This window comes from Sulfurospirillum sp. HTRB-L1 (genome assembly GCF_059415125.1).
In genome coordinates this window covers 75,018-96,631 of sequence record NZ_JCAHZR010000003.1, presented here as the reverse complement: position 1 = coordinate 96,631, position 21,614 = coordinate 75,018, and the positions used below count along the sequence as shown (strand labels likewise).

25 protein-coding genes are annotated in these 21,614 nt (G+C 45.5%); 7 read left to right on the top strand and 18 right to left on the bottom strand.

Going from position 1 to position 21,614, the window contains the following annotated elements:
- The first annotated feature begins 62 nt into the window (after positions 1-62).
- Positions 63-2,114: a glycine--tRNA ligase subunit beta gene (gene glyS, locus AC5SLM_RS06105; RefSeq protein WP_495250049.1), complete on the top strand. Its 2,052-nt coding sequence runs from the start codon at positions 63-65 to the stop codon at positions 2,112-2,114.
- Between the two features lie 31 nt (positions 2,115-2,145).
- On the opposite strand, the gene AC5SLM_RS06100 is transcribed toward glyS, so the two are convergent.
- Genes AC5SLM_RS06100 through AC5SLM_RS06090 form a run of 3 tightly spaced genes read right to left on the bottom strand, consistent with a single transcriptional unit; the run spans position 2,146 to position 6,411 of the window.
- The gene (locus AC5SLM_RS06100) at positions 2,146-4,050 is read right to left on the bottom strand and encodes a putative bifunctional diguanylate cyclase/phosphodiesterase (protein WP_495250048.1); all 1,905 of its coding nucleotides are present in this window, start codon (positions 4,048-4,050) and stop codon (positions 2,146-2,148) included.
- Positions 4,040-4,504 carry a hypothetical protein gene (locus tag AC5SLM_RS06095; protein WP_495250047.1) on the bottom strand — a complete coding sequence of 155 codons (465 nt, stop codon included), beginning with the start codon at positions 4,502-4,504 and terminating at the stop codon, positions 4,040-4,042. Before AC5SLM_RS06095 ends, AC5SLM_RS06100 begins: the two co-directional genes overlap by 11 nt.
- The gene (locus AC5SLM_RS06090) at positions 4,504-6,411 is read right to left on the bottom strand and encodes a TonB-dependent receptor plug domain-containing protein (protein WP_495250046.1); all 1,908 of its coding nucleotides are present in this window, start codon (positions 6,409-6,411) and stop codon (positions 4,504-4,506) included. The genes AC5SLM_RS06095 and AC5SLM_RS06090 overlap by 1 nt, the downstream gene beginning before the upstream one ends.
- Positions 6,412-6,647: 236 nt before the next feature.
- Here AC5SLM_RS06090 and AC5SLM_RS06085 point away from each other — a divergent pair, with 236 nt between their 5' ends.
- The 3 genes from AC5SLM_RS06085 to AC5SLM_RS06075 all read left to right on the top strand — a co-directional run bounded on the left by AC5SLM_RS06085 (position 6,648) and on the right by AC5SLM_RS06075 (position 8,800).
- Entirely contained in the window at positions 6,648-7,448 is an 801-nt protein-coding gene (locus AC5SLM_RS06085) for an ion transporter (RefSeq protein ID WP_495250045.1), read from the top strand.
- Positions 7,449-7,562: 114 nt separating this feature from the next.
- The gene (locus tag AC5SLM_RS06080; protein ID WP_495250044.1) at positions 7,563-8,306 is read left to right on the top strand and encodes a hypothetical protein; all 744 of its coding nucleotides are present in this window, start codon (positions 7,563-7,565) and stop codon (positions 8,304-8,306) included.
- A complete protein-coding gene (locus AC5SLM_RS06075; RefSeq protein ID WP_495250043.1) occupies positions 8,306-8,800 on the top strand; it encodes a flavodoxin in 495 nt (164 codons plus the stop codon). The genes AC5SLM_RS06080 and AC5SLM_RS06075 overlap by 1 nt, the downstream gene beginning before the upstream one ends.
- 41 nt (positions 8,801-8,841) lie before the next feature.
- On the opposite strand, the gene AC5SLM_RS06070 is transcribed toward AC5SLM_RS06075, so the two are convergent.
- Positions 8,842-9,924: a GGDEF domain-containing protein gene (locus tag AC5SLM_RS06070; RefSeq protein ID WP_495250042.1), complete on the bottom strand. Its 1,083-nt coding sequence runs from the start codon at positions 9,922-9,924 to the stop codon at positions 8,842-8,844.
- Positions 9,925-10,114: 190 nt separating this feature from the next.
- Here AC5SLM_RS06070 and AC5SLM_RS06065 point away from each other — a divergent pair, with 190 nt between their 5' ends.
- The 3 genes from AC5SLM_RS06065 to AC5SLM_RS06055 are packed head-to-tail and all read left to right on the top strand — an operon-like array spanning position 10,115 to position 11,054.
- Positions 10,115-10,285, top strand: coding sequence for a hypothetical protein (locus AC5SLM_RS06065; RefSeq protein ID WP_495250041.1), 171 nt, complete (start codon positions 10,115-10,117; stop codon positions 10,283-10,285).
- 10 nt (positions 10,286-10,295) lie between these two features.
- Entirely contained in the window at positions 10,296-10,490 is a 195-nt protein-coding gene (locus AC5SLM_RS06060; protein WP_495250040.1) for a hypothetical protein, read from the top strand.
- 6 nt (positions 10,491-10,496) lie between these two features.
- Complete coding sequence (locus AC5SLM_RS06055) at positions 10,497-11,054, top strand: manganese efflux pump MntP (RefSeq protein WP_495250039.1); 558 nt, start codon at positions 10,497-10,499, stop codon at positions 11,052-11,054.
- Between the two features lies 1 nt (position 11,055).
- On the opposite strand, the gene AC5SLM_RS06050 is transcribed toward AC5SLM_RS06055, so the two are convergent.
- From AC5SLM_RS06050 to AC5SLM_RS05985, 14 genes are all read right to left on the bottom strand, one after another.
- A complete protein-coding gene (locus AC5SLM_RS06050) occupies positions 11,056-11,631 on the bottom strand; it encodes a hypothetical protein (protein ID WP_495250038.1) in 576 nt (191 codons plus the stop codon).
- Positions 11,632-11,755: 124 nt separating this feature from the next.
- Entirely contained in the window at positions 11,756-13,873 is a 2,118-nt protein-coding gene (locus tag AC5SLM_RS06045; RefSeq protein WP_495250037.1) for a heavy metal translocating P-type ATPase, read from the bottom strand.
- A gap of 2 nt (positions 13,874-13,875) precedes the next feature.
- Positions 13,876-14,118, bottom strand: coding sequence for a YtxH domain-containing protein (locus tag AC5SLM_RS06040; protein WP_495250036.1), 243 nt, complete (start codon positions 14,116-14,118; stop codon positions 13,876-13,878).
- A 16-nt stretch (positions 14,119-14,134) separates the two neighbouring features.
- Positions 14,135-14,461, bottom strand: coding sequence for a magnetosome protein MamC family protein (locus AC5SLM_RS06035; RefSeq protein ID WP_495250035.1), 327 nt, complete (start codon positions 14,459-14,461; stop codon positions 14,135-14,137).
- Entirely contained in the window at positions 14,458-14,694 is a 237-nt protein-coding gene (locus AC5SLM_RS06030) for a hypothetical protein (protein ID WP_495250034.1), read from the bottom strand. Before AC5SLM_RS06030 ends, AC5SLM_RS06035 begins: the two co-directional genes overlap by 4 nt.
- Before the next feature lie 52 nt (positions 14,695-14,746).
- Positions 14,747-15,427: a ferritin family protein gene (locus AC5SLM_RS06025; protein ID WP_495250033.1), complete on the bottom strand. Its 681-nt coding sequence runs from the start codon at positions 15,425-15,427 to the stop codon at positions 14,747-14,749.
- The gene (locus tag AC5SLM_RS06020; protein ID WP_495250032.1) at positions 15,424-15,744 is read right to left on the bottom strand and encodes an HMA2 domain-containing protein; all 321 of its coding nucleotides are present in this window, start codon (positions 15,742-15,744) and stop codon (positions 15,424-15,426) included. Before AC5SLM_RS06020 ends, AC5SLM_RS06025 begins: the two co-directional genes overlap by 4 nt.
- A 114-nt stretch (positions 15,745-15,858) precedes the next feature.
- Complete coding sequence (locus AC5SLM_RS06015; RefSeq protein ID WP_495250031.1) at positions 15,859-16,323, bottom strand: Fur family transcriptional regulator; 465 nt, start codon at positions 16,321-16,323, stop codon at positions 15,859-15,861.
- Positions 16,320-17,951 carry a DUF4857 domain-containing protein gene (locus AC5SLM_RS06010; protein WP_495250030.1) on the bottom strand — a complete coding sequence of 544 codons (1,632 nt, stop codon included), beginning with the start codon at positions 17,949-17,951 and terminating at the stop codon, positions 16,320-16,322. Before AC5SLM_RS06010 ends, AC5SLM_RS06015 begins: the two co-directional genes overlap by 4 nt.
- Complete coding sequence (locus AC5SLM_RS06005) at positions 17,948-18,784, bottom strand: ABC transporter ATP-binding protein (RefSeq protein WP_495250029.1); 837 nt, start codon at positions 18,782-18,784, stop codon at positions 17,948-17,950. Before AC5SLM_RS06005 ends, AC5SLM_RS06010 begins: the two co-directional genes overlap by 4 nt.
- Entirely contained in the window at positions 18,781-18,912 is a 132-nt protein-coding gene (locus AC5SLM_RS06000) for a hypothetical protein (RefSeq protein WP_495250028.1), read from the bottom strand. The genes AC5SLM_RS06005 and AC5SLM_RS06000 overlap by 4 nt, the downstream gene beginning before the upstream one ends.
- A gap of 9 nt (positions 18,913-18,921) precedes the next feature.
- Positions 18,922-19,662 carry an EAL domain-containing protein gene (locus AC5SLM_RS05995; protein ID WP_495250027.1) on the bottom strand — a complete coding sequence of 247 codons (741 nt, stop codon included), beginning with the start codon at positions 19,660-19,662 and terminating at the stop codon, positions 18,922-18,924.
- Positions 19,663-19,706: 44 nt separating this feature from the next.
- Positions 19,707-20,786 carry an Opr family porin gene (locus tag AC5SLM_RS05990; protein ID WP_495250026.1) on the bottom strand — a complete coding sequence of 360 codons (1,080 nt, stop codon included), beginning with the start codon at positions 20,784-20,786 and terminating at the stop codon, positions 19,707-19,709.
- Positions 20,787-20,795: 9 nt separating this feature from the next.
- Positions 20,796-21,590 (bottom strand): DUF4198 domain-containing protein, encoded by a 795-nt coding sequence (locus AC5SLM_RS05985; protein ID WP_495250025.1) that lies wholly within the window; start codon positions 21,588-21,590, stop codon positions 20,796-20,798.
- Between the last annotated feature and the right edge of the window lie 24 nt (positions 21,591-21,614).

The window sequence follows — 21,614 nt, the reverse complement described above, 5'->3', positions numbered from 1 at the left end:
TGCTAGACTTTAGCCCTTAAAATCACAAGTATTATTGCCTAAAACGAAGAAAAAGAGGTCCTATGACAAAGCCATTGTTGATTGAAATCGGGGTTGAAGAACTTCCTGCTATTCCCTTTTTAAACGAACTGCCTCATATTGAAGCCAAGTGGCTTGAGCTTTTGGAGCGCGAAGGCTTGGGGTGTGAATTTGAATTTTACTACACACCACGGCGTTTGGTGTTGTGGCACCCTGCCTTTGCCCTTTCTCAGCCCACCCGCTATGAAGAGTTTTTTGGCGCCCCTATAAGCGCGGCCTACAAAGAGGGAGAGCCCACTCCTGCTGCAAGAGGCTTTGCTAAAAAATGCGGGGTTGATGTAGAAGAACTTGGAAGCATCGTGCGGGGCGACAAGGAAGTGTTGTACGTCAAAAAAGAGATCCGTGGGGTTGCAAGTAAGGAAATTTTGGGACGCATGGTTGAGGCGTGGTTAAAAAGTTTGAATTTTGGAAAATCCATGCGTTGGGGAAGTTTGGAAGAGAGCTTTATTCGCCCTGTTCGATCTTTGGCGATGATGCTTGGGGATGAGCATGTTGTTGGGGAAGTCTTTGGCGTGGCCTCCATGTACTTTACCTTCCCTCACCGCAGTGTTTCCTACGAGCCCTTGGCCTTTGACCACGCGGGGGATTATTTTGAGAAGCTTGCCCGTGGCGGTGTGATACTGTTTCAAGAAGAGCGCCGTGAGCGCATTGTGGAACAAATCCAAGAGATTGAGGCCATCTGGGGGCTTGAGGTCGAAAAAGACGCGGCCTTGCTTGCCGAAGTGGTGGCCATCACCGAACACCCCAAAGCCTTATTGGGGAGCTTTGATGAAAAGTTTTTAACCTTGCCTCCTGAGGTGATTATTACCTCTATGAAAGAAAACCAGCGCTATTTTCCAGTCTTTAAAGAAGGAAAACTCACCAACCGTTTTGTGGTGGTTTCTAATGCTATCGCCAACGAATACGAACTCATTGTCTTTGGCAATGAAAAAGTCTTGCGCGCCCGCTTGGAAGATGCCCTTTTCTTTTGGGAAAATGACTTGCGCAACGGCCTTTCTAGTGAGGGATTGAAAAAGATTGTTTACCTAGAGGGATTGGGTTCGGTGTATGACAAAGTGGAGCGAGAGCAAAAAGTGAGCACGTATTTGGCGCACCGCTACAAAGCCCGCTTGGCGCAAGAACGTCCTGATTTGGAAGAGCATGCCTTGATGGCTTTGCTAGAGCGTACGGTCGGTCTGTGCAAGGCAGATTTGCTTAGTGAGATGGTCTACGAATTTACCGAACTCCAAGGTACCATGGGGTACTACTACGCTACCAAAAGCGGGCAAGACCCCTCTTTGGCGCTAGCATTTAAGGAGCAATACCTTCCCAATAGCGAAGAGAGTGCGCTTCCTAGTACGCTTTTTAGTGCCATCGTAGCACTAAGCTATAAGATTGACTCGCTGTTGGCACTTTTTAGCATCGGCAAAATCCCCACAGGCACCAAAGACCCCTTCGCCCTTCGGCGTGCGGTGGGCGGGATTGTAAAAATCACCCTTGACCAACAGCTTCCTTTTGATATTAGTGCAGACTTTAAGGCCCTTGCTTCACACTACAAGGCCTTTGATGTGGCGCTTTTGGAAGCCTTTGTGATTGAGCGGTTGTACCCGTTTTTTGATGCCAATCCTTCTATTGTTAAAGCGGTGTTGGAGAGTGGGGAACGCGATATCGTAACCCTTGAGCGAAAGATTACCGCCCTTAAGACCATCGTGACGAGCAGTGGATTTAAAGAGAGTTTGAGCACCTTTAAACGTGTGGCTAACAGTGTCAAAGACGTGGATGTGCGTGGGGTGCTTGAAGTCGCGCCACACTTGTTTGAAGCAGCAGAAGAAAAAGCACTCTTTGAAGCCTTTGAAGCCGTAAGGGCAAGGGAATACAAAGACTATGAAACCCAACTAGACGCCTTGTTTAGCTTGAAACCCCAGATTGATGCTTTTTTTGAAAAGGTTATGGTTAACGTGGAAGAACCTATCCTGCGCCGTAATCGCCAGCACCTGATTGCGTCTATTTACCAAGCATTTTTGTCTATCGCAGATATTAAAGAGATTTCGATTTAGTGCCCCTAGCCGCCTTTACATGTAAGGGCGGCTAGGTGGGAAGTGATTTAGGGATGGAGAAGTAGTACCCTTGGGAATATTCGATGCCAAGGGATTTGATGATAGTGTAGATTTCTTCGTTACAAACATACTCAGCAACCACCTTGATGTTTGCGTCTTTTGCAAAATTGACGATGCTTTTAACTACCGCGAGTGAGACCTTATCTTCCACAATTTCTTTGATAATATCCCCATCTATCTTGATAAAGTCTGTTTGAATTTGGGTCAAATAGACAAAATTGGAATACCCTGTTCCAAAGTCGTCGATAAAGATAGTGTAGCCTAGTTTTTTGAGCATCAGCAAGTTTTCTTTTGCATGTTTAAAGTGGACAATGTCTTCACTTTCTACTATCTCCAAACCGATTCTTTTGGCAATATTTTCTTGGGCGGCGTACTCTTTGAGGAGGGTAAGAATGGTGTCATTGATGATATCTTGGGGGTTGAGGTTGATGTTGATGTGAATGGTGGGGTTTTGAAGGAGTGTTTTGTGGCAAATTTCTAACACCCTTTTAGTGATATTTCGCAACACAAAGGTCCCTTTGATGGCGGGGAGGATTTTACTGGGCGTGATGATACTGCCATTTTTGTGAACAATCCTCAAAAGCGCTTCGTAGTGGGATATTTCCTTGGTTTGCGTGTTGACAATTTGTTGGAAAAAACAGACCACACGGTCTTCTTCGATGGCGGCGTTGATTTCGCTGATGGAAAGGTGCGAATGCTTGAGATTCCTTTCGTTTTCTTCGTAAATCTCGATGGTGTTTCTGCCCTTGTGTTTTGCGTTGTAAAGGGCAATGTCTGCGAGTTTAAAAGCATCAGAAAAGGTTCGAGATTTATTGGGGGTTAAATTGACGCCAATAGAAACGGTGATATCAATACAGTCTGCATCAAAAATGTAAAAACGGTGGGTTTGAATGCTTGTAAAAATGCGCTCAATGATATTTAAAGGCGCCATTTGGTCATTTCTTTTGATTTTGGACAAAATGACAAACTCCTCTCCCCCGTAGCGAATGACAATGTCGTCTTTTTTGCGTGTGTTGGCAAGGATAAGCGCGGCAACTTCTTTGAGGACCATGTCCCCCGCGTGGTGGCCGTAGGTGTCGTTGACTTTTTTGAAATGGTCAATGTCAAGAGTAGCCAAAGCGTAATCATCAAGGTTGATAAATTCTTGCAACTCTTGCAGGTAATTTCTGTTGTAAACGTTGGTGAGCTTGTCGATATAGGCGGTTTTTTTTGCGACAATATACCGGAACGTTTGGGCTGCGAGGATAATGAAAAAGAGGATGATGATGCCTATGGTTGCGAGGATGGTTATTTTCATAAAAGAGATGATGGTGTTTATCTTTTCTACTTTTTCGATTGAAAAATCAATCACCAACACCAATTGCACCTCCCCGTTGTGAAGCAAGGGAACGAGGTAGCTGATGGAGAGTTCTTTTAAAAAATCGTGCTTAATGAGGATGGGTTCTTTTTTTTCGTAGATGCTGTTCCATGTGGGACTAGCAACGTCAAGTTTTTGATTGAGTAGGGCTTTTTCAGGGGGAGCCGCAGCGTCTGCTAAAAAGCGGAAGGTCCCTCTTGTGTCTTTGTAGAGAAGGTAAACATACTTGATATTTTTGGTGGGCAATAAGCGCAAGTGCTCCTCGATTTCTTGTTGGAGGAGGGGGGTGTTTTGGATGTCGGCAATATAATTTTCACTCTCTTTAAGCAACAAAGCAATGCTTTGAGCGCTGTTTTGAACGATTTGAAAAACATCCGAGGTTGAAATCTCAAACATTTTGGCTTCGACTTTTTCTTCGAGTTTGAGGGTGCCATACAGCAAGGCCGTCAACACTCCCCCGATGACGATACTCAAAGCAATCAAATACAGCGGGTTTTTGAGGGAAAACTTATTGAGCATCTAACTCTTCTACGTAGCGGTGGTATTCTTTGGGTAGGGCAATGTTTTGCGCGCTGAGCCGTTTTTTCAAAAAGACAATATTAGGCCTGCTTTTGGCCCAAAAAAATGCTCCGAAGAATTTACGATCAGAAAGCAGTTTTTTGTAATTGTTGGTAAAAAACAGTTTTCCAGAGGCGTCGCAGGGTATCGTGTTGGCTGTCGTTTTGTTGATAAAGACAAAATTTGCCCCCTGGCAATCGGGTGTGAGTGTAAAAAATTTCCCGTAAACCTTTGCTTCCACAGGCGTCATTTCTGGAATAAACAACGTGATGTCTCCCCCCGTGGAGACAGTGGCAATTTTAAAGAGAATTTTTGCCTCAAGTTCTATCTCTTTGTCGTATTTGTCCACCAAAAACGTATACTGGTCTGCGTAGGAAAAGGAGAAAAGCATGAGGAAAAGTGTTAAGGCACGCATTAAAACACCCACTTTAGCGAAAGGTAAGCACTGCGTTGGGGTGTTGTTTTGAGGGAAAAAGGAATCCCAAAACCCTCTTCATAGATGGACTCGGTGGATTTTTTTAGGAGATTTTCTCCCTTAAGGCTAACGCTAAAATCTTTGGTGAAGTGGTAGGTTGCCCCTAAGCTTAAGTCAAAACTGTCCTTTACATGTACATCAAGATAAGAAAAAGATTCCTTATAAATCAAAGAGGCAAAGTAGTCAACTTTGTGGTAGTTGCCCATATACTTGACGTAGCCGCCACGTTGGTAGTTGCTTACCCCCTCACTTTGTGTTGAGGTGAAATAGTTGAGGGCTACTTTGTCTGTGTTGGTGAAGGCGTATTCGTAATTCAAAATGAGCCCTTGGGTCTTAACGGCATGGTCTACGTTGATGAAACCAACGGGAGTGTAGTAGATAAAGTCGTCTATGGTGACGTTGTTGTAGATGAGGTTAAATTTTGATTTTCCGTGCGTGTAGACCGCTTCAGCGGTGAAAAGTTCGTACTGCTGGGATTTAAGGTTGGGGTTGTTTTTGTTTACAAAGTCAACATTATAAAAAGAGACAGGAAGGTAAGTACGGGTGTAAAAGCCCTTAAATCCTAAGTTTTCATAGGGTGTGTAGATAGCCCCCACTCTGACCAACTGCTCCGAGGTGTCGCCAAGGTAACCGTTTCTTTGGTACTTGTCGACTTTTGCGTTGGCAATCAAAATGAGGTTCTCCGTTGCCCGATAATCGTACTGGAAGAGCAAGGAGTAAACATTTTCTTTGTTGAAGTTATTGTACTGCCCAAGGTCACTTTTTTGACCAAGGAGATTGACTCCCGTTCTTTTTTTAAGGTCGTATTTTTTCCCAGAAGCGTGCGCACCTATGAGGATATTGTGGTTGAAGTATTGGAAGGTTTTGGTGAGGCTGGCGTTGGTTTTGGTGAAGGTCGCATCTTCGTAAAACTCCGTAAGTATGCTCGCAGGTATATTTGAAAAATCAAAAACAGGAACAACACCCATGCCTTGGGCATTTTCTTCTTCGTATTGCCGTTCGTTGACTCCCACAGAAGCGTTGATTTTGAGGGATTTGTCTTCTAAGAGATGTTTGGTGACATCGATGAAATAATCTCGTGATTTTAGCTTGCCACTATCAGGGGCGGCATCAAAGGACATACCTGCGAAGAGGTCTTTTTTGACATCGGTATAGCCGATGTTTATCTTGGTGGTGTCGTCGTTGATATCGGCGTAAAGATACCGTCTGTTTTCGTCATTAGAGAGGGTATTTGTTTTGTAATTTGCGTCGTCTTTTGCCTTGGAGGTGTTGGCAAAAAAGAGGTACGACCACCCGTTTTCAAAGGTTTGAGACTGAATGAAACTTTGTGCGTTAGAGCCGTTGGAGGAGACAAGGGATTTGAGTTCGCTTCCGTTTTCTTTTTTGGCAGATTTGGTGTAGATTCGCACAAAATAGATGCCCGTTGTGTTGCCCATAGAAAAGGAGCTATCGCCATAATATATTTCGACGTGATCCACAAAATCCAAGGGTAAATTTCCCCATGTCAAGGAGGGGGACTGCAAGTAGGCCGAACTGATTTCATAGTCATTGATAAAAAACCGAAAAAAACCGCTCACGGCTTTGCTTCCTGTGAGTAAAGGGGAAGAGGAGCCAAATTGGTTTTTACCCAAGCTCATGAGTGGGAGTTCTTTAAGGATGTCATCGAGCTTGTTGTATTGCATCATGCGAAGTTCTTGCTGGGAATAAATCACCACGTGGCCAAGCTTTTCATTGACGGTTTTTAATGATTTTTCGGTAGTGCTTTGGTATTCTTGCAAAAGGATGTCTAGCCCATCACAAAAGAGTGTGCTAGTAAAGAGCAAAAGCAAGAGGAGAACCTTTTTCATAAGCACCTAATTCATCGGGGAGTTGGCCGCATTGTTTTGCTAAGCCCTTGGGGCTGGCGCAAAAGAATTTAAAGCGTGTTATTATAGCTATTCTTTGGACGTTTTAAAATGCCTATTACGAAAATAGCACAATAAGGGATTTATTTTCTCTTTTTTACACTCTTTTGGTTTGGGGGTTTTCATAAGGCATTTACCTTTTTCCCGTATAATTCCGCCTTTACATGTAAAGGGGAAAAATGAATCAGCTTTGGTTTGCACGCGTTAAAAAAATCCGTGATGCGCGGTGGTTTTCCAATCTTACCACGGCTATCATTATCTTTTATGCTTCGGTTTTAGGGTTTAAAACCCTCGAAGAAGCCGCCCAACCCTATGGTAACATCTTGTACGTATTGGACTGGTTTGTGACGGTCTATTTTGTGGTGGAACTTGGCATCAAAATGGCGGCCGAAGAAAAACTCTCCAATTTCTTTAAAAACGGTTGGAACCTTTTTGATTTTTTCATTGTCGCGGTGACCTTGGTGCCTTTGGAAAACAGCTCTTTTGCGGCGATAGCGCGCCTCATGCGCGTGTTTCGCATCTTGCGTCTTTTTACCGCACGGCCCGAACTTAAAGCCATCATCGATATGCTCATTAAAGCCATCCCTTCCATCGTTGACATCGTTATTTTGATGTTTATCATCTTTTACATCTATGCTATCATCGGCAGTTTTTTGTTTGTCGAGATGCCCTCGGGTCTTTGGGAGGATTTTCTCATCTCCATGCTCACGCTCTTTCGCATCCTTACCTTTGAAGACTGGACGGATGTGATGTATGAAACCATGGAAGTGTACCCGTGGTCATGGGTGTATTATGTAAGTTTTATCATCATCACTGCTTTTGTCTTTTTCAACCTTTTTGTGGCAGTCATCATCGGTGAAATGCAAAAACTCCAAAACGCAGAGGCTGAACAAGAGCGCCATGCGGATCACGAAACCCTTAAAGAACTTCTCACTGAAGTAAAAGAACTCAAACAGTTGCTTCGCGCCCAAAAACCTTAGCCCTTCCTCGGTCGCTTTTTCCGGCTTAATATATGATAATTGTTATCATATATTAAGCTCCTCTTTAAGGTATTGTGAATACAATACTGATTATCAAAATAAAGAGGTGGGCACATGTTGGTTGGATTTGAGTATCAAGAGGGTGCATGGGTTGAGCGTACGCCCCGTATGTTTCGCCATCTGTTGCGGCCCCAGCGCCGGGCTCTTTTTTTAACCCAGTACAATCTATGTGCGGGTGAAGACGAGCGTGTTATGGCAAAGCAATGCCATCAACCTTTAGTGGAAACATTTTTTGAATCCATTCACAAAGACCTTCCAAAACCTCTTTCTCCTGCTTCTTCATGCCAGACCTTTTGTCCTCGCAGCGCCGCGCTTATCCACGCTTTTTTAAGCAAAGACGTGCGCGCTACGCATCTTTTGGCTTGCAGTATGCTTGCCACCCCTTCTTCTTTGGCTGCAAAGCGCATCTATCGGCTCTTTGCGAAAGAAAACCCAGGGATGGTGTTTGATGCGAGTGGACTGTTTTTGCAGTTTGTGTATGAGAAAATCTGTAAACGCAATCCTGACAAAAAAGTCTACATTGAGTGCGATGAAATCATCATCGAAGAAGCAGGAGAGCGAGTGCTCAGTGTTGTGCCGTGTGTCAAGCGTGTGGACAAAAACAACCCCAAATGCGTTGAGGAAGAGATTTCTAGGGCGTGGAAACGCCTTGCGCAAAATGGGACGCGCGCGGTGTATCTTGTTTTTCCGCGCAACCAGCTTTTCACCCGTCATATTGAAGTGCGTCAACCTTACGAGCAGTGCGCGCGCGTGAAGTTGGTGCCCTATATTATTTCACATTCAGTAAAGGAGCGATGATGGCAATAGCGATTGTCTATGGAAGCAGTGGTGGCAACACGGAGGGTGTTGCGAAAAAGATTCAAGCGACATTAGGAATGGACGCTAAGGTGTTCGATATTGGAATGGCGGATGCTGCAAAACTAAATACCTTTGATACCTTGATTTTAGGAACATCCACATGGTACGACGGGGAATTGCAAGACGATTGGGAGTCCTTTGACTTTGATACCCTGGATCTAACAGGAAAACGTGTGGCACTTTTTGGCTTAGGTGACCAAGAAGGGTATGGCCACGAGTTTTGCAACGGCATGGGAATTTTATATGCAGCGTGCGTTGATAAAGGCGCAGTGATGATTGGTGGAGGTTGGCCTGTGGAGGGGTATGATTTTGAAGCCTCAGAAGCGGTTAAAGAGGGTGCTTTTGTCGGGCTGGCGATTGATGAAGACAACCAAGACGACCTCACGGATGGACGTATCGATACGTGGGTCGAGGGATTAAAATCTCAACTCTAATCCACTTCCCTTACATGTAAGCCCTTACATGTAAGGGCTTCTCAAGACACAATCCCACTGACTACTTTATTTCTCCCCGATGTTTTTGCTTCGTACAACAACCCATCTAAACGTGCCAAAATCGCTTTTTGTGATTCATGGTGGTAGTGCTCCACCACGCCAAAACTGCACGTGATGGATGTTTCGGGTAAGAAACGTTGCACAGGGATTTGCGCACAAAGTTTTGTGGCAAAAAGAGTCGCTTGCGCAAGGGGAATGCCGGGCAAAAGCAACAAAAACTCTTCACCGCCCCAACGCACAAAGATGTCTGAACTTTTTGTGAGGGTTTTAACAAAAGCACACAGACCAACAAGCAGCGTATCCCCCGCAGGATGCCCAAGGGTGTCGTTGATGTTTTTAAAATGGTCGATGTCGAAAGAGATAAGGCTAAAAGGTTGCCCAAACCGATTGGACCGGTCGATAAGCTCCGTGAGGGCATCGTCCCCTTTAACGCGGTTGGAGATGCCTGTAAGTGGGTCGGTGAGGGCGAGGGTTTTGGTGTCGTTTAAGGTTTGTTCTATGGTGTGGGAGTAGGCGTGTTGCAGTTGCATTTTAGCGATGTAAAAGAAAAAGCCAAGCCAACCCAAAAGGCTAATCCCTAGGCCATACACGCCGTAGGTAAAGAGGGCTTCTTGGGTATTGAAAAAAGTACTGTCTTTAAGGGTGATGATAAGGTGATTTTGGCTTTGGGAGAGCGGGTAGTAAACCGTGAGGGTTGGTTTTTGAACACGGTAAAACAAAGCATGGTTTTTTTGGGGATGAAAAAGGTCTAAAGAGGAAGGAAGCGGGGGCTCTTTAATGTCGACAAAAAGAGAGTACTCAAAGGCTTCGCGATGTTGATAATGGCCTAAGGTAAGGAAACTGTCTTGGGAGGAGGAGTGGTTGGCTACATGTAAAGGAAAAAAAGGAGAAAAGTTGGCGAGGTTTTTTTCAATGAGAGAAGCCTGTTGCAGCAATGACCACAGCACCCTTTCTTGATGTAAGGTGCGCGTGTAATTGGCAAAAAGGCCAATGAGAACAAAGGTGACCAAGCATCCAAAAAGGCTAAAAAGAAAAGGCTGTTTAAGGGAGTGGGGGGAATTCATAGAGGAGTAATCCTTTGCGGATATATTGATAATAGGTATCATAATATCAAAAATGAGTTTAAGGGTTGCTTGGTGAGAGGGTGCGGCAAATAGATTACAAAATGGTTTCTTTGTGTGTTTTCTAAGCCCTTCTTAATCTCTTTAGTATATAATAACCATTATCAAAATCAAAAATGAAAAAGGGGTTAAAATGTCACACAATGAACTGCGGTGTGTGGTGGACAACGTGATTAAAAAGCACCGTTTTGAAAAAGACCAAAAATCGGCATGCTCGATTATGAAGATTATGAAAATGCGGTATAAAAACATTGACTCCAAAGAGACATCTGCGGTAATATACGCTCTTTTGGAGGGAAAATAGGAGGACAGTTATGAGTCAATCACTTGTACGTTTGATGGACCAATTCTCGACCTACCGTTATGATAAAACCCAACAAAAAATTGTCAATCTTAAACACGCTCAGGAGACGAATATTGATGAGTTTTTGGCCATACAGCATGTGTTGGATAACCACCGCGTGCCTTACCGTTTTGAACGTAATTTCCAAATCCAACTGTTGCGGTAATCTTTCATGATAGAAGTGTTGCTTTTGGCGGTTGCTTTAAGTATGGATGCCTTTGCGGTATCCATTGGACTGGGTGCTAAAAAATACCCCAACTTTCCCTTTCTTGGGTTAAAAGTTGCGGTATTGTTTGGCTTTTTTCAAGCGCTGATGCCTTTGGTGGGGTATTTTGCGGGTGTGGGCGTGGGGGAGTATATCACGGCCTTTGATCACTGGATTGCCTTTGTGCTTCTTGGCGGTATTGGTGTTAAAATGATGGTAGAATCCCGCCAAGAAGACATGACTGAAGAGATTTGTACCCTCTCCCACAAGATCCTTTTTACCCTTGCGATTGCCACCAGTATTGATGCAATGGCAGCAGGGTTTACACTGAATTTGTTCGACCTCTCCGTGGGCCTAAGTGTTGTGCTCATTGGTGTGGTAACCTTTATTTTTTCCTACGCGGGCGTTCTTGTGGGGCAAAAAAGCGGGGTGTGGCTTGAGAGTAAGGCGGAGTTTTTTGGTGGACTTGTGTTAGTGCTTATCGGACTTAAGATTCTCCTAGAGCACCTCTTTTTTGAAACGTAGGCTAAGAAGCCCACGTTTTAGCGTCAAGGTACGTGTCAAAAAACCGTACAGTTTTTGATAAAAATTCCCCAGAAGGGAGTGCATCGTTGCCAAAAATAGCGATTTTGGCGATGCGCTCATCTTCGCTAAGAAGGGCCACAAAGGCTTCCCAGATGGCGCGCTCTTGGATAAGCTGTGCGTCTATGAGCACATGCACCGTTTGCGTGCCGCTCTCTTTACACAAATTACCCAAACTTTCTTTCAAGAGTCGCACATCACGTTTGGTGACCTTTTCTTTGAGAATCACTTCTGTGTAGACATGCCCAAGGGCAAGGGTTTTTGGCTTGGGGCGTTTGGGCAAGGGGGCTTTGGTTGCCTTGCCGGGTTGGTATAAGGTGTGGTGCCATACAGAAAAACCAATGAGCGCAAAGCCTGCGCCAATGTGCAAGTTTTTCATCACGCGGTTTTTCATGTAGATGGACGTAGCCGTGACAACAACCAAGGAAACCGCCATGCCAATCTTGGCAACTTCCTTTTTTGTCTCAAGGTCAATCGTGGGAAGACTTTCCTTTTTTGCGCTCAAGTTTTCGTTTTGCATGTTTGCCTGTCTCGTACGTTAATGCTAAGGTAATCACGGTTGCTATACCTGTAGCAAGAGGAAAAAAGAGTGCCATACTAACTCCTGAAGTGATAATAAATATCACAATCATAGCAAAGCAACTCTAAATCTTGGCTTTCTTCTGATGGACGTCTAGTCTTTTTATCGAATTTAAAAGCAATCCAATGGTGGTGCCATTGTGCAACACTGCTGTTGCAATAGGGCTTAGCACTCCCGCAGTGGCTCCTAGTAAAATCATGCTATTAATGCCCACGGTGGCCGAAAAATTATTGTGAATGCGTTCCATGGTTTGATTGGCAAGTGCCTTAATCTCGGCCACCGCCTCGATATTGTCTTTTAATAGCCCAATATCAGCCGTCGCCTTGGCAATATCGGCTCCTTTTTGCATGCTAATCCCCACATTAGCGCTCATGAGGGCAGGTGCGTCGTTGATACCATCTCCCACAAAGGCTACCTTCTTCCCTTCACTTTGTAAGGCTTTGATGATAGAGGCCTTTTGGGTGGGAAGCATGCTTGCATACACGCGGTCAATCCCAAGTTCTTTAGCAAGCACATCGGCCTTGGCTTGGACGTCTCCGGTGAGCATGACGAGCTCTTTGACACCCAATGTTTTAAGGCGCGCTAGGGTGACTTTGGCATTGTGGCGTAGGGTGTCAACCATCCCGATGGCACCTAAAAGTTTGCCATCATACCCCACGTAAAGTACCGAATGGCCGCGTTTGAGGAAAGAGTCGATTTTTTTCTGATACTGTTTAAAGGGAATCTTTTCATCATCTTCCAAAAAGTGACGGCTTCCAATGACAACTTCCTTGTCATTGACAATGGTTTTTACTCCATGGGCAATGATAAAATCTACCTCTTCGTGGTGCATGTGCACAAACCCCCGCTCTTTAGCCGCACGCACAATGGCTTCTGCTACAGGGTGAAAATAATGCTCTTCCGCACTTGCAGTGAGGTTTAAAATAGCATCCTCGCTCCACGCTTCATCAAAGGATTCGATATGCACGACTTCGAGTTCGCCGTAGGTAAGGGTGCCTGTTTTATCAAAGACAAAGGTGTCTACTTGGGCGAGAGCTTCAATGGGCTTGGCACCTTTGATGAGCACACCGTCTTTTCCTGCTTGGGCGATGGAGGTTTTAAAGGCAACGGGCGTAGCCAGTTTGAGTGCGCACGAATAATCCGCTTGAAGCACGGAAGCTACCGATTGAAAATCTCTACTAATGGCATAAGAAAGTCCTGCGAGTCCCAAGGTAATGGGCACGAGTTTATCTGCAAGACGCGAGGCACGCAAGCCAATGGCGGATTTTTCATTGAGCGAATGGGCGATGTACTCTTTGATGCGCGCGGTGGCGGTATCTTCCCCAACTTGTTCGGCCCAAATTTTGATTTTTCCCTCTTCGATGACGGTGCCAGAGATAACCCGATCGCCCCGACTTTTTTTCACAGGTTGGGCTTCGCCCGTCATGGAAGCTTGGTTGATGGACGCTTCTCCGTGGATGACGTGTCCGTCAACACAGATGGTTTCACCCGCACTTGCAATCACAATATCACCGATTTTAAGCGAGGCAGTTTTGACAAGGCTTTGGCTTTTTTTGCCGTTTTTTTCCACCTCAATCCACGTCTCTTCGATGTTGGGCTTGGCCAATTCTTTGATAAGGTCATCGCTTTTATGTACGGTGCTCTCTTCGATGTATTCGCCCAATTCAAGCATGGTGTTGGTGCTGTTGGCGGCAAGGTAGTCTTTACGCGCTAGGGAAACAGCTACGGCCATGGCTTCTAAAACTTTAGAACTAAGCCCTTGGGTAAAAAGGGTGGTGGTGCCAGCAAGCAACAAAGGAGAAGCCGCTGCACCTGTGATGAGAAATTTAAGCCTGTCGTTTGTCACGAAACGTTCGGTGACAAGGGCAGCACCTGCACGCACAAGCCCAGAAGTGCTTGGGGTTTCGTTGGAGGTGCCAATACTGCAATGGTGTGGGTGTTTTTCTTGAATAAACGCACCCACATCGGTTACATGTAAGGCTTTTTTTAAAGCACTTACCGAACCGCTTTCATACATAAAAACAATAGAGCGTGACTTTGGATTGATGCGTACAAAACTAACACCCTCAAGGGCCAAAAGGGCACATTCTAGGCGTTTAATGTCCGTATGTTCGCCCACCTTAGGGTGGTAAAATCTCGCTCGACCTGGTGCTTCATGAAGCAATGTGATGCGCGAAGGCATGGCTATCCTTGGGCTTCCATTTCTGCTTTAGCATCCTCCATGCGCTCTTTCATCTCTTCTATGCCTGTTTGAAACAGTTGGGTGCCTTTGGCGATGGTTTTAAAGATAGCTTTTTGGGCGTTTTCGTTAGTAAGCAAATAAGTCGCTACTGCGCCAATGAGGGCACCTTTGAGGAAGTCATTGGTGTTGAAATTGCTAAGGCTTTCGGCGATGGCAGGGGGTGTTTTGATGTAGGGATTGTCCATGGGTTTTCCTTTTATATTATACTTCTAGTGATTCGAGGGGAGCTTTTTCTTGCACGTAGTCGTTGATTTTTTCGATGGCATACACGCCTGCTACACCGATGCTAAGTGCGCTTAGTACCCCAAAAAAATTACTTTTTCCTAAATGGTTTGCTGCTGCGATGGCTGCACCCGTGGCAACGCCCCCTTGTAAAGAGAGTTTGATGGTAGTGCGGATGGCCGCTTTTTTATCAAGGGTGCCTTTTTGCACTTGGTTGTACTGCATCCCTCCCGCAATAGCCGCAGAAGCAATGGTGCCGCTAACAACGTGTCCTAAAACACTTCGTGGTGTGCCTGTATCAATCATGCTTTTTCCTTCGAAGATGGGGTTTTTTCTTTAGTTGGGGAACAGGGTTCTTTTTTGGCAAGGCACGCTTGGGTATCTTGTGCCACCTCTTTGGCTTTTTCGATGCCACACTGGGCTACTTCTTTGGCCTTTTGGGCCCCTTGGGTGAGCTTTTCTTTAAGCACAGATTTGTTGTTATAAGCAACAACAACTAAACTTCCAATGGCGATGCCTGCTAAAAATGGTAGTGCCATACGTTCTCCTTTGATGGGTAAATGTGCACAGGGACAGTGCGCGGTGGGCTACTTAGAGCGACTCGGGTTCTTCAGGTTCTTTGGGGGTATTTATTTGACTTAAAAGTGAAGCGGCAACACCACCTAAGAGTATGCCTCCTACAAAGGAGATATTCATGGTTTGAAACATCTCTCCTAGCGCGTTGGTGTCTCCTGCGGCGATGCGTTGGGCAACATTGCGCCACTCTTCAACCTTGGCCATCATCTCTTCTTGGGAGAGCCCTGTGGCTACGGGGGTGGTGTTGGCTTGTTGGACAACATGGGTACGAAAGGTGGGCAAAAACGTGTTGTAAGACGCTGCTTGGAGGCGAAAAAGCATCTCTTGCACGTCAGCGTAAGTGGCAACGTGAGGAAGAAGGTGGGTGATGCGCTGCATGGTTTCAATCTCAAAGGCAACACCGAGCTCATAGGCTTCTAAAAGTCCCATGGGAGGGGTGATGCACGCCGCTTCGTCGTTGACGGGCAAGGGAATTTCGTAGCGCACTAGCAAAGAGGTAAGTTCTGTGATGTGTTGCTGTTTGGCTTCAAGTACCGTTGCAAAAGGGGCAACAAACCCAAAGGTCTCAACGGCCTTTTTGTGCAGGGCAAAGCCATAATACGCATCGCGCAATGCGATGTGCAAGGCTTGGTGCAAGGGAGAGAGCTTAAGGGTGGGGTCTACGTACTTGAGAAAAGGTTTTTTGGCTTTTTTCACTGTTGTATCTCCTTGTAAGCGGCATTGATGCGCTTGGTGACCTCTTGGGTATTGGTTCCTTGGGTTAAATCTTTCCAAAGTTCCATGGGAAGAATGGCTTCGTCGTATTCAATAGTGATGGAAGCAACAATTTTATTGATTTTGATGCGATGGATACCTGTAATCTTTTGGGCCAACCGTTCAATATCTTCAATCTTCCACTCTTTGCCGTGTTCTTTAATCTTTGGGTTTACACGTAAGCGAACGCGGCCTTTGATGTGGTGGATGATGGAAAAATACGAAACCATCTTAACAATTTCTTCTGCACAAATTTTCAACACTATTTCCTTACATGTAATGGTGCAATCCTAGTCTTCTTGGATTTAAAAAAAACTTAAAGTTTACTGATTGTTGTTATCAACTGGCCCGCTTTTCAGGGGAATAACCTCACTTTAAACAGCCTGGCCCCCGCAGGTGTCACAGATGCCATACAAGATGATGGTTTGGTTGATGCCAGTAAACGCGTGGTTTTCGAGGATGAGCCGTTCGCGCTTTTCGAGTTCTTTGTCGTAAAACGTGACAACTTTCCCGCATTTGATGCAGACGAGTTGGTCGTGGTATTCTAGCATCAATCGGTAGGTTTTGAGGGTGTAGGGAGGATAAATAAAGACATGAATCATGCCAAGTTCTTCTAGAAAAGAGAGGGTATTGTACACTGTAGGAAGAGAGATTTTTGACTCTTTGCGCACCCGCAAAGCAATCTCTTCGGCACTTAGGTGAGAAGCGCTAAAAAACAACACCTTTAAAACCGCCTCTCGGTGGGCAGATTCATAATGCCCTTGCTCTTTTGTCATGGCTAAAAAACGTTGGTAGAACGCATCAAAGGCTTTTTTGCCCTCAAGTGTCGTTGGCTTCATAAAGAACCTTTGGAACGAGATGAAAAAGAGACAGCATCAAGGAGGGTAAGTTCTTTTGAAAAAAGCACCCCGTAGTACCGCGTGCCATCGTCATAGCGCGCAAGGTAGTGGAGCGGGTCTTGGATAAATTGAAATTGCATAGAAGTGTAATCAAAATCTGGCAAAGCAAGGGGAACAAATTCCCAGTTTTCCCTTAAAAGAATATGCATTTTCCCTGTGGTATCAATGGCATATCCTGCCAAATGATTGGCGCGGTTTTCGCTGGGGTACATGTAAACAAGCTCAAGTCCCTGAGGTGTTTGAATAGGCTCAAAGGAGGTGATGTCATCGTAGCGTTTGAGGTTGAACAATGCCCCCTTACTGTCCATCAAAAACATCCCAAAGTCATGGGGTTTTAGGTTGGTGTGCTTCCCCCAAACATGGCGCAGTGGAAAGCGAACCCCCGCCTTTTTTGTAAGCTGGGCAATCTCTTGGGAAAGTGCGGTGTCTAAACGCGCGTCTTCGCCGTACACCACGATGCCATCGTTTTGGACATACAAAACTTCCTCAGGAAAAGGAATCATGCTTGTGTTGGCTTTGGGGTTAATAAGGGGAAGTAAGGCTATTTCTTTAGGGCGCAACGCACTGGGTGCGTAGGCAAAACTAAGGCGACTCTCTTTGATTTCTTCCGCCTCAAACACGGTGCCTTCTAGTGTTATGGGCAGCTTTCCTTGGATCTCGAAATTGCGCCAATATACAAAAGGCAACAACCCTTCGTAGGTAAGGCGGTCAAAGGTTTCCCCTTCTTTGGTGCCGTATTCAAACTGGTGTCCGCCAAAATTACGTTGGTAGACAAAGGTGTTCGCAATAGGGGAATAAAAAAGATAATAATGGGTCAGGGGTGTGGTGTAGTGGGCTAAGAAAAACCCCACACCTTTGATGCTTGCAAACCCAAGGGCCAAAAATGCTAACCCAAAAAAGGCAGGAGAGCGCAGGGGTATGTCTTTGATGCGCAAAAAGCTCTCGCCCGCAAGAACCATCAAGAAAAACCCTACGCCCATCCAGCCCAAATCCTCCCAACCAAAGGGAGGTTGGGCATAAATCCAGCCAATCGCAAGGGTGAGGGTGAGCTTAAAAAGGGCGCGCTTTGGGGATTTTTCAAGGATGGCAGCGCTTAGGCCACTGTAAATAAGGAGGCTAGCTAATGCAAAAAAGAAACTGTCTTTTAAGACAATAATTCCCACAGGTGCGGGATAATAGTGCCCCATGAGGGCGTACAAAGCACCGCTAAGAAGCAGGGCAAAGCTCCCTAAAAATGCCACGCCCATGCCAAGGTGTAAGGCCAAAAGGGAAAAAGGGCGCAAGGGAAGGTGGGCAAGAAGTTTCATGCGACCGTGAAGGCGTTCGGGTAAAAACTGCACCATCGCCACTAAGCCGCCAACAAGAAAATAGAGCCACAATAAAGAGGAATAAGGTTTTTCTCCCAAAAAAGAGAAGCGATACCATGCCATGGATTCGGGCTCAACGCTGATGAACAAGTAGCGCACATGGTGCCACAGGGCAAAAGTAGCCCCAAGAAGGATGATGAGGCATAGGGGCACCAAGGGTTTGAGCTTGGTCCACTCTTTGGTAAAAATGGCGCGTATCATTCGTATTTTCCTACAAAGCCTAGAAATTTTTCTTCAAAATCGCATGGAATTTGGGGGAGGTGTTCTACGGTGTCAAAGGTAAAAAGTTTACGCGTTGTGCCGTGGATTTCGATGCGATGGACGGCGATGGAATCAATGGCGTCCGTTTCTTTGAAGGCGTAGCAATGAAAGCTTTCCAAAAAGGTTTCCATGGTGTTGCGGTAGATATGGCCTCCTTTTTGGACAATAAGCATCTCATCAATAAGCCCTACTAATTCCCCCATCACATGAGAAGTCATGAGGACTGTTTTTTGCGTGCTCCTGACGTGGTCTTTGAGGTAGTCAATAAAAAGCCGTCGGTAGCCCAAATCCAGCCCCATGGAATAATCATCCAAAATGAGCAGCTGCGCATCTTGGGCAAACAAAGCACCCAGTACAACTTGGGATTTTTGCCCAAAAGAGAGAGTGGAGAGGCGCTGCGTGTCTTCAAGGCCTGCAAGGCGCACAAGGTCATAAAAATAGTCGCGTTTCCACGCGGGGTAAAAGGCACGAAGGAAGGCTTCGACTTGGCCTACGGTAAAAAAATCATAGGCCACGAAGCCTTCGTGCAACAAGGCAATCTTGCGCTTTGTTGCAGGGGAGAGCGCATGGGTGGGTTCCCCAAAAATCATGCATTCGCCCTGACTTGGGAGGGTGTAGCCCATGAGGATGTTGATGAGGGTTGATTTGCCCACGCCATTTTTTCCTAAAATGCCAAAAACAGATCCCGCTTCAATAGTAAGGTTAAGATCGCGGTAAATCTCTTTTTTGCCATAGGCGTGGCAAAGATGACGAATCTCAATAATGGGGGTCATGGTTGCTTTGGTTTTTTACTTGCACATGACTCGCCACCGCTGCAATTGCAGCCTTTTTTCTTAAACAGTGAATAGTAAATGTACGCTCCGGCCCCAAGGGCAATGAGGATTAAAATAACGGTTTCCATAAAATCTCCTTAGTAGGCATTAAAGTGTGTGATAAACAACGGTTGAAATAAAAACCCTTGGACGCTATCGCACGAAAGAACTTCGGCAAAACGCAAATCTTCTTCGGTTTCAACCCCTTCAAAGATGACCGTTTTGCCTTTGGCGTGGGCAAAGGCGATGAGCCCTTGGATAACGCTTGAGAAAGCATTATCGTAACGCAACTCTTGGATGATGCCACGGTCAAGTTTGAGAACGTGGCAGGCTTTGAGCAAATACAGCGAAAGCATGCTGTTTTCTTGAAGAAAATCATCCACCGCTAGGGTGTAATTTTGGCTCAAAAAAACATCAAAGATCTCTTTGGCATGTAAGGTGGTGTAAGAATTTTCAACCAACTCCACCACAAAATCACTGTGCCGATTAAGGCATGCAAGCACCGCCTTGGAGGCGTGTTTGTCCTCTAAAATATGCGGGTCGATGTTAACATACAACGTCCCCTCACTGGGGCGATGGGCAAACTGAAACGCTTTGAGCGTCGCTTCTGCTTTGCAAAATAAGGCGCGGTCTTCGTGCAAGGCATCAAAGAACACATTGGGAGGAATCACCCTTCCTTGATACACAAAACGCGACAATGCCTCATAACCTAAAACCGTACCACTTTTTAAATGCACTATGGGTTGGTACTCGACCCCATAACTTCCTAAAATCAAGACTTCTTTTGCCATGGAAGCTGTGAAGGTGCAAGAAGGGGAAAAAGGATGAACATAGCTCATAAAGCTCCAATGAATGTAAGGGCCAAAGCCCTTACATGTAAAGATCAAAACGCGTAGGTAGCGTTAAGGGAAAACTTACGATAATCCTCGTCGTTATCGTTGCTGTTGATGTCTGCAAAGATTGCTTCAAAGCTTAACGCATCGTTGTACGAGTAGCCTGCGGTGAGGTTTAACTCTTTTTGTTTTTCATTGGCTGCTTTGGTTCGGCCATAGATGGCACCAAAAGCAAAATCTTGGTACGCGTACTCAAGGGCAGCGTAGTAGGTTTTGGCATTTTCACCAAAGACCAAGTTGCCCTCTTCAAAAGGATTGACATTTTCACCAAGGGTCTCCATACTGCCAACACCTGCTTTTTTACCTGCACGCATGTAACCCGCACTTAATCCTAAATCATAAACGCTAGCTCTGGCTTCCCCGTGCCAAAAGTACCCATTGCTTCCTGCTTCCTCATGACTTTTTGCGCCGTGCAAGGTGGCACCAAAAGCATCAAAGTCCGCATCCGCTTTTAAACCATACCACTTCGCAACGTTTTTGCCATAATAATAGTAAGGGTTAAGGGCAACATGCTCAATTCCTTCATATACCACATCTAGTACCCAACCGCCTTTTTTTTCATTAAAGCGTTCAAATTTTTCCAGTGGCCCATCCACATCGGCAACGGCATATTTTTGGCTGTAAGCAAGGGTAGCAACTGTATCTGGCAACCCAAAATACTGTGCAACGACCGATTCATGGTAGTCTGAAACCCAAACCAAATCAATAGCTTGACGTCCTACATGTAAGGCAAAAAGTTCATGCACATAAGAGATAGTGGCAGTATGAAGTAGCGCACTAGGTTGTCCGTCGTTGTTGTAACCGTCATTTTTTTCGCTCATCTTACCATTGGCACGAAAACCAAGGCCAATCTCAAAGCCTTTATAATTTTCACTTTGGTACTCTAGGCCCACAGAACCCATGGTGTAGCTCTCGTTGGGGGCGTTTTTATAGTTTAGCTTTTGGCCATAAAGGACAAAGTCTCCTGAGAAACTACCGCTTTTGAGCATGTCTTCGATGTCAAAAGCATCTGCGTGTAAAGAGCCTGCCACCAAAAGGGTGGCGGCGATGAGACTAAGTTTTTTGTGCATCATCAATCCTTATTTCATTTCTTTGGCTTGAACCCAAATGACGGCATCTTGGCTAAGTTCTTTGCCCTTATATTCATCATCCGGACCAACACCTAGGGCTGCAAATCCCCACCATCCCGCTTTAGGAATGCCAAAGGTAAATTCGCCGTCTTTGTTGGCTTTAATGGTCATAGTAACAAAGGCATCTTGCGGGGCTTCCACGTGGGGTTTGCCCATGGAGTTTGTTTTAAGATCAACATCGTGGTTGAGGTATTCGACTTCGATTTCTGCAAAGGGTACAGGCTCACCTTCGGTCATGACGATGCCCGTGAAAGTGCCACCTGCCCAAATGGCATAAGGTTTTGTCAACGGTACGATTTCGGCTTTGAGGTTAAACGTCGTGTCCCAATCGCTTGGTGCACCTGCCACATTGACCATCATTTTAGTGATTTGTTGAATGTAGCCATCTTCGTTTTTTTCATAGTAAGGTGTTGGCGTGATGATAAACACGTGGTCGCCCATGCGTCTGGCTTGGTATGTAGAAGCGTACGCTTTACCACTGTTGGCATTACCTTTGAACTCGATAGGCTTAAGGGTGTCGAGTAGGTTTTTTTCTTGCTCACGGTTAATCACAATAAAAGATTCAATCCCTGCAATATCCATGGTGTGTTCATCGGCAAAAGGATGGTTAAACACGTGGCGTAGTTCGATATTTGTAGGTTTTTCAAGAGCGCTTTCTGGTGTGTAAAGCATTTGAAAATGCGCCATCGCACCTGTAGCTAAAACGCCTGCTGCAACCAGTGAACCTAAAAACTTCTTTCTCATGCGAACTCCTTAATGTAAGTGTAA

Excerpts from the sequence above, each read along its gene's own strand:
- glyS (WP_495250049.1), top strand. The coding sequence starts at position 63 with ATGACAAAGCCATTGTTGATTGAAATCGGGGTTGAAGAACTTCCTGCT.
- AC5SLM_RS06005 (WP_495250029.1), bottom strand. The coding sequence starts at position 18,784 with ATGACCCCCATTATTGAGATTCGTCATCTTTGCCACGCCTATGGCAAA.
- AC5SLM_RS06070 (WP_495250042.1), bottom strand. The coding sequence starts at position 9,924 with ATGAATTCCCCCCACTCCCTTAAACAGCCTTTTCTTTTTAGCCTTTTT.
- AC5SLM_RS06030 (WP_495250034.1), bottom strand. The coding sequence starts at position 14,694 with ATGGCACTACCATTTTTAGCAGGCATCGCCATTGGAAGTTTAGTTGTT.
- AC5SLM_RS06050 (WP_495250038.1), bottom strand. The coding sequence starts at position 11,631 with ATGCAAAACGAAAACTTGAGCGCAAAAAAGGAAAGTCTTCCCACGATT.
- AC5SLM_RS06095 (WP_495250047.1), bottom strand. The coding sequence starts at position 4,504 with ATGCGTGCCTTAACACTTTTCCTCATGCTTTTCTCCTTTTCCTACGCA.
- AC5SLM_RS06085 (WP_495250045.1), top strand. The coding sequence starts at position 6,648 with ATGAATCAGCTTTGGTTTGCACGCGTTAAAAAAATCCGTGATGCGCGG.
- AC5SLM_RS06000 (WP_495250028.1), bottom strand. The coding sequence starts at position 18,912 with ATGGAAACCGTTATTTTAATCCTCATTGCCCTTGGGGCCGGAGCGTAC.
- AC5SLM_RS06075 (WP_495250043.1), top strand. The coding sequence starts at position 8,306 with ATGGCAATAGCGATTGTCTATGGAAGCAGTGGTGGCAACACGGAGGGT.
- AC5SLM_RS06015 (WP_495250031.1), bottom strand. The coding sequence starts at position 16,323 with ATGAAGCCAACGACACTTGAGGGCAAAAAAGCCTTTGATGCGTTCTAC.
- AC5SLM_RS06060 (WP_495250040.1), top strand. The coding sequence starts at position 10,296 with ATGAGTCAATCACTTGTACGTTTGATGGACCAATTCTCGACCTACCGT.
- AC5SLM_RS05990 (WP_495250026.1), bottom strand. The coding sequence starts at position 20,786 with ATGCACAAAAAACTTAGTCTCATCGCCGCCACCCTTTTGGTGGCAGGC.
- AC5SLM_RS06080 (WP_495250044.1), top strand. The coding sequence starts at position 7,563 with ATGTTGGTTGGATTTGAGTATCAAGAGGGTGCATGGGTTGAGCGTACG.
- AC5SLM_RS06045 (WP_495250037.1), bottom strand. The coding sequence starts at position 13,873 with ATGCCTTCGCGCATCACATTGCTTCATGAAGCACCAGGTCGAGCGAGA.
- AC5SLM_RS06055 (WP_495250039.1), top strand. The coding sequence starts at position 10,497 with ATGATAGAAGTGTTGCTTTTGGCGGTTGCTTTAAGTATGGATGCCTTT.
- AC5SLM_RS05985 (WP_495250025.1), bottom strand. The coding sequence starts at position 21,590 with ATGAGAAAGAAGTTTTTAGGTTCACTGGTTGCAGCAGGCGTTTTAGCT.
- AC5SLM_RS06035 (WP_495250035.1), bottom strand. The coding sequence starts at position 14,461 with ATGATTGATACAGGCACACCACGAAGTGTTTTAGGACACGTTGTTAGC.
- AC5SLM_RS06040 (WP_495250036.1), bottom strand. The coding sequence starts at position 14,118 with ATGGACAATCCCTACATCAAAACACCCCCTGCCATCGCCGAAAGCCTT.
- AC5SLM_RS06065 (WP_495250041.1), top strand. The coding sequence starts at position 10,115 with ATGTCACACAATGAACTGCGGTGTGTGGTGGACAACGTGATTAAAAAG.
- AC5SLM_RS06010 (WP_495250030.1), bottom strand. The coding sequence starts at position 17,951 with ATGATACGCGCCATTTTTACCAAAGAGTGGACCAAGCTCAAACCCTTG.
- AC5SLM_RS06090 (WP_495250046.1), bottom strand. The coding sequence starts at position 6,411 with ATGAAAAAGGTTCTCCTCTTGCTTTTGCTCTTTACTAGCACACTCTTT.
- AC5SLM_RS05995 (WP_495250027.1), bottom strand. The coding sequence starts at position 19,662 with ATGAGCTATGTTCATCCTTTTTCCCCTTCTTGCACCTTCACAGCTTCC.
- AC5SLM_RS06100 (WP_495250048.1), bottom strand. The coding sequence starts at position 4,050 with ATGCTCAATAAGTTTTCCCTCAAAAACCCGCTGTATTTGATTGCTTTG.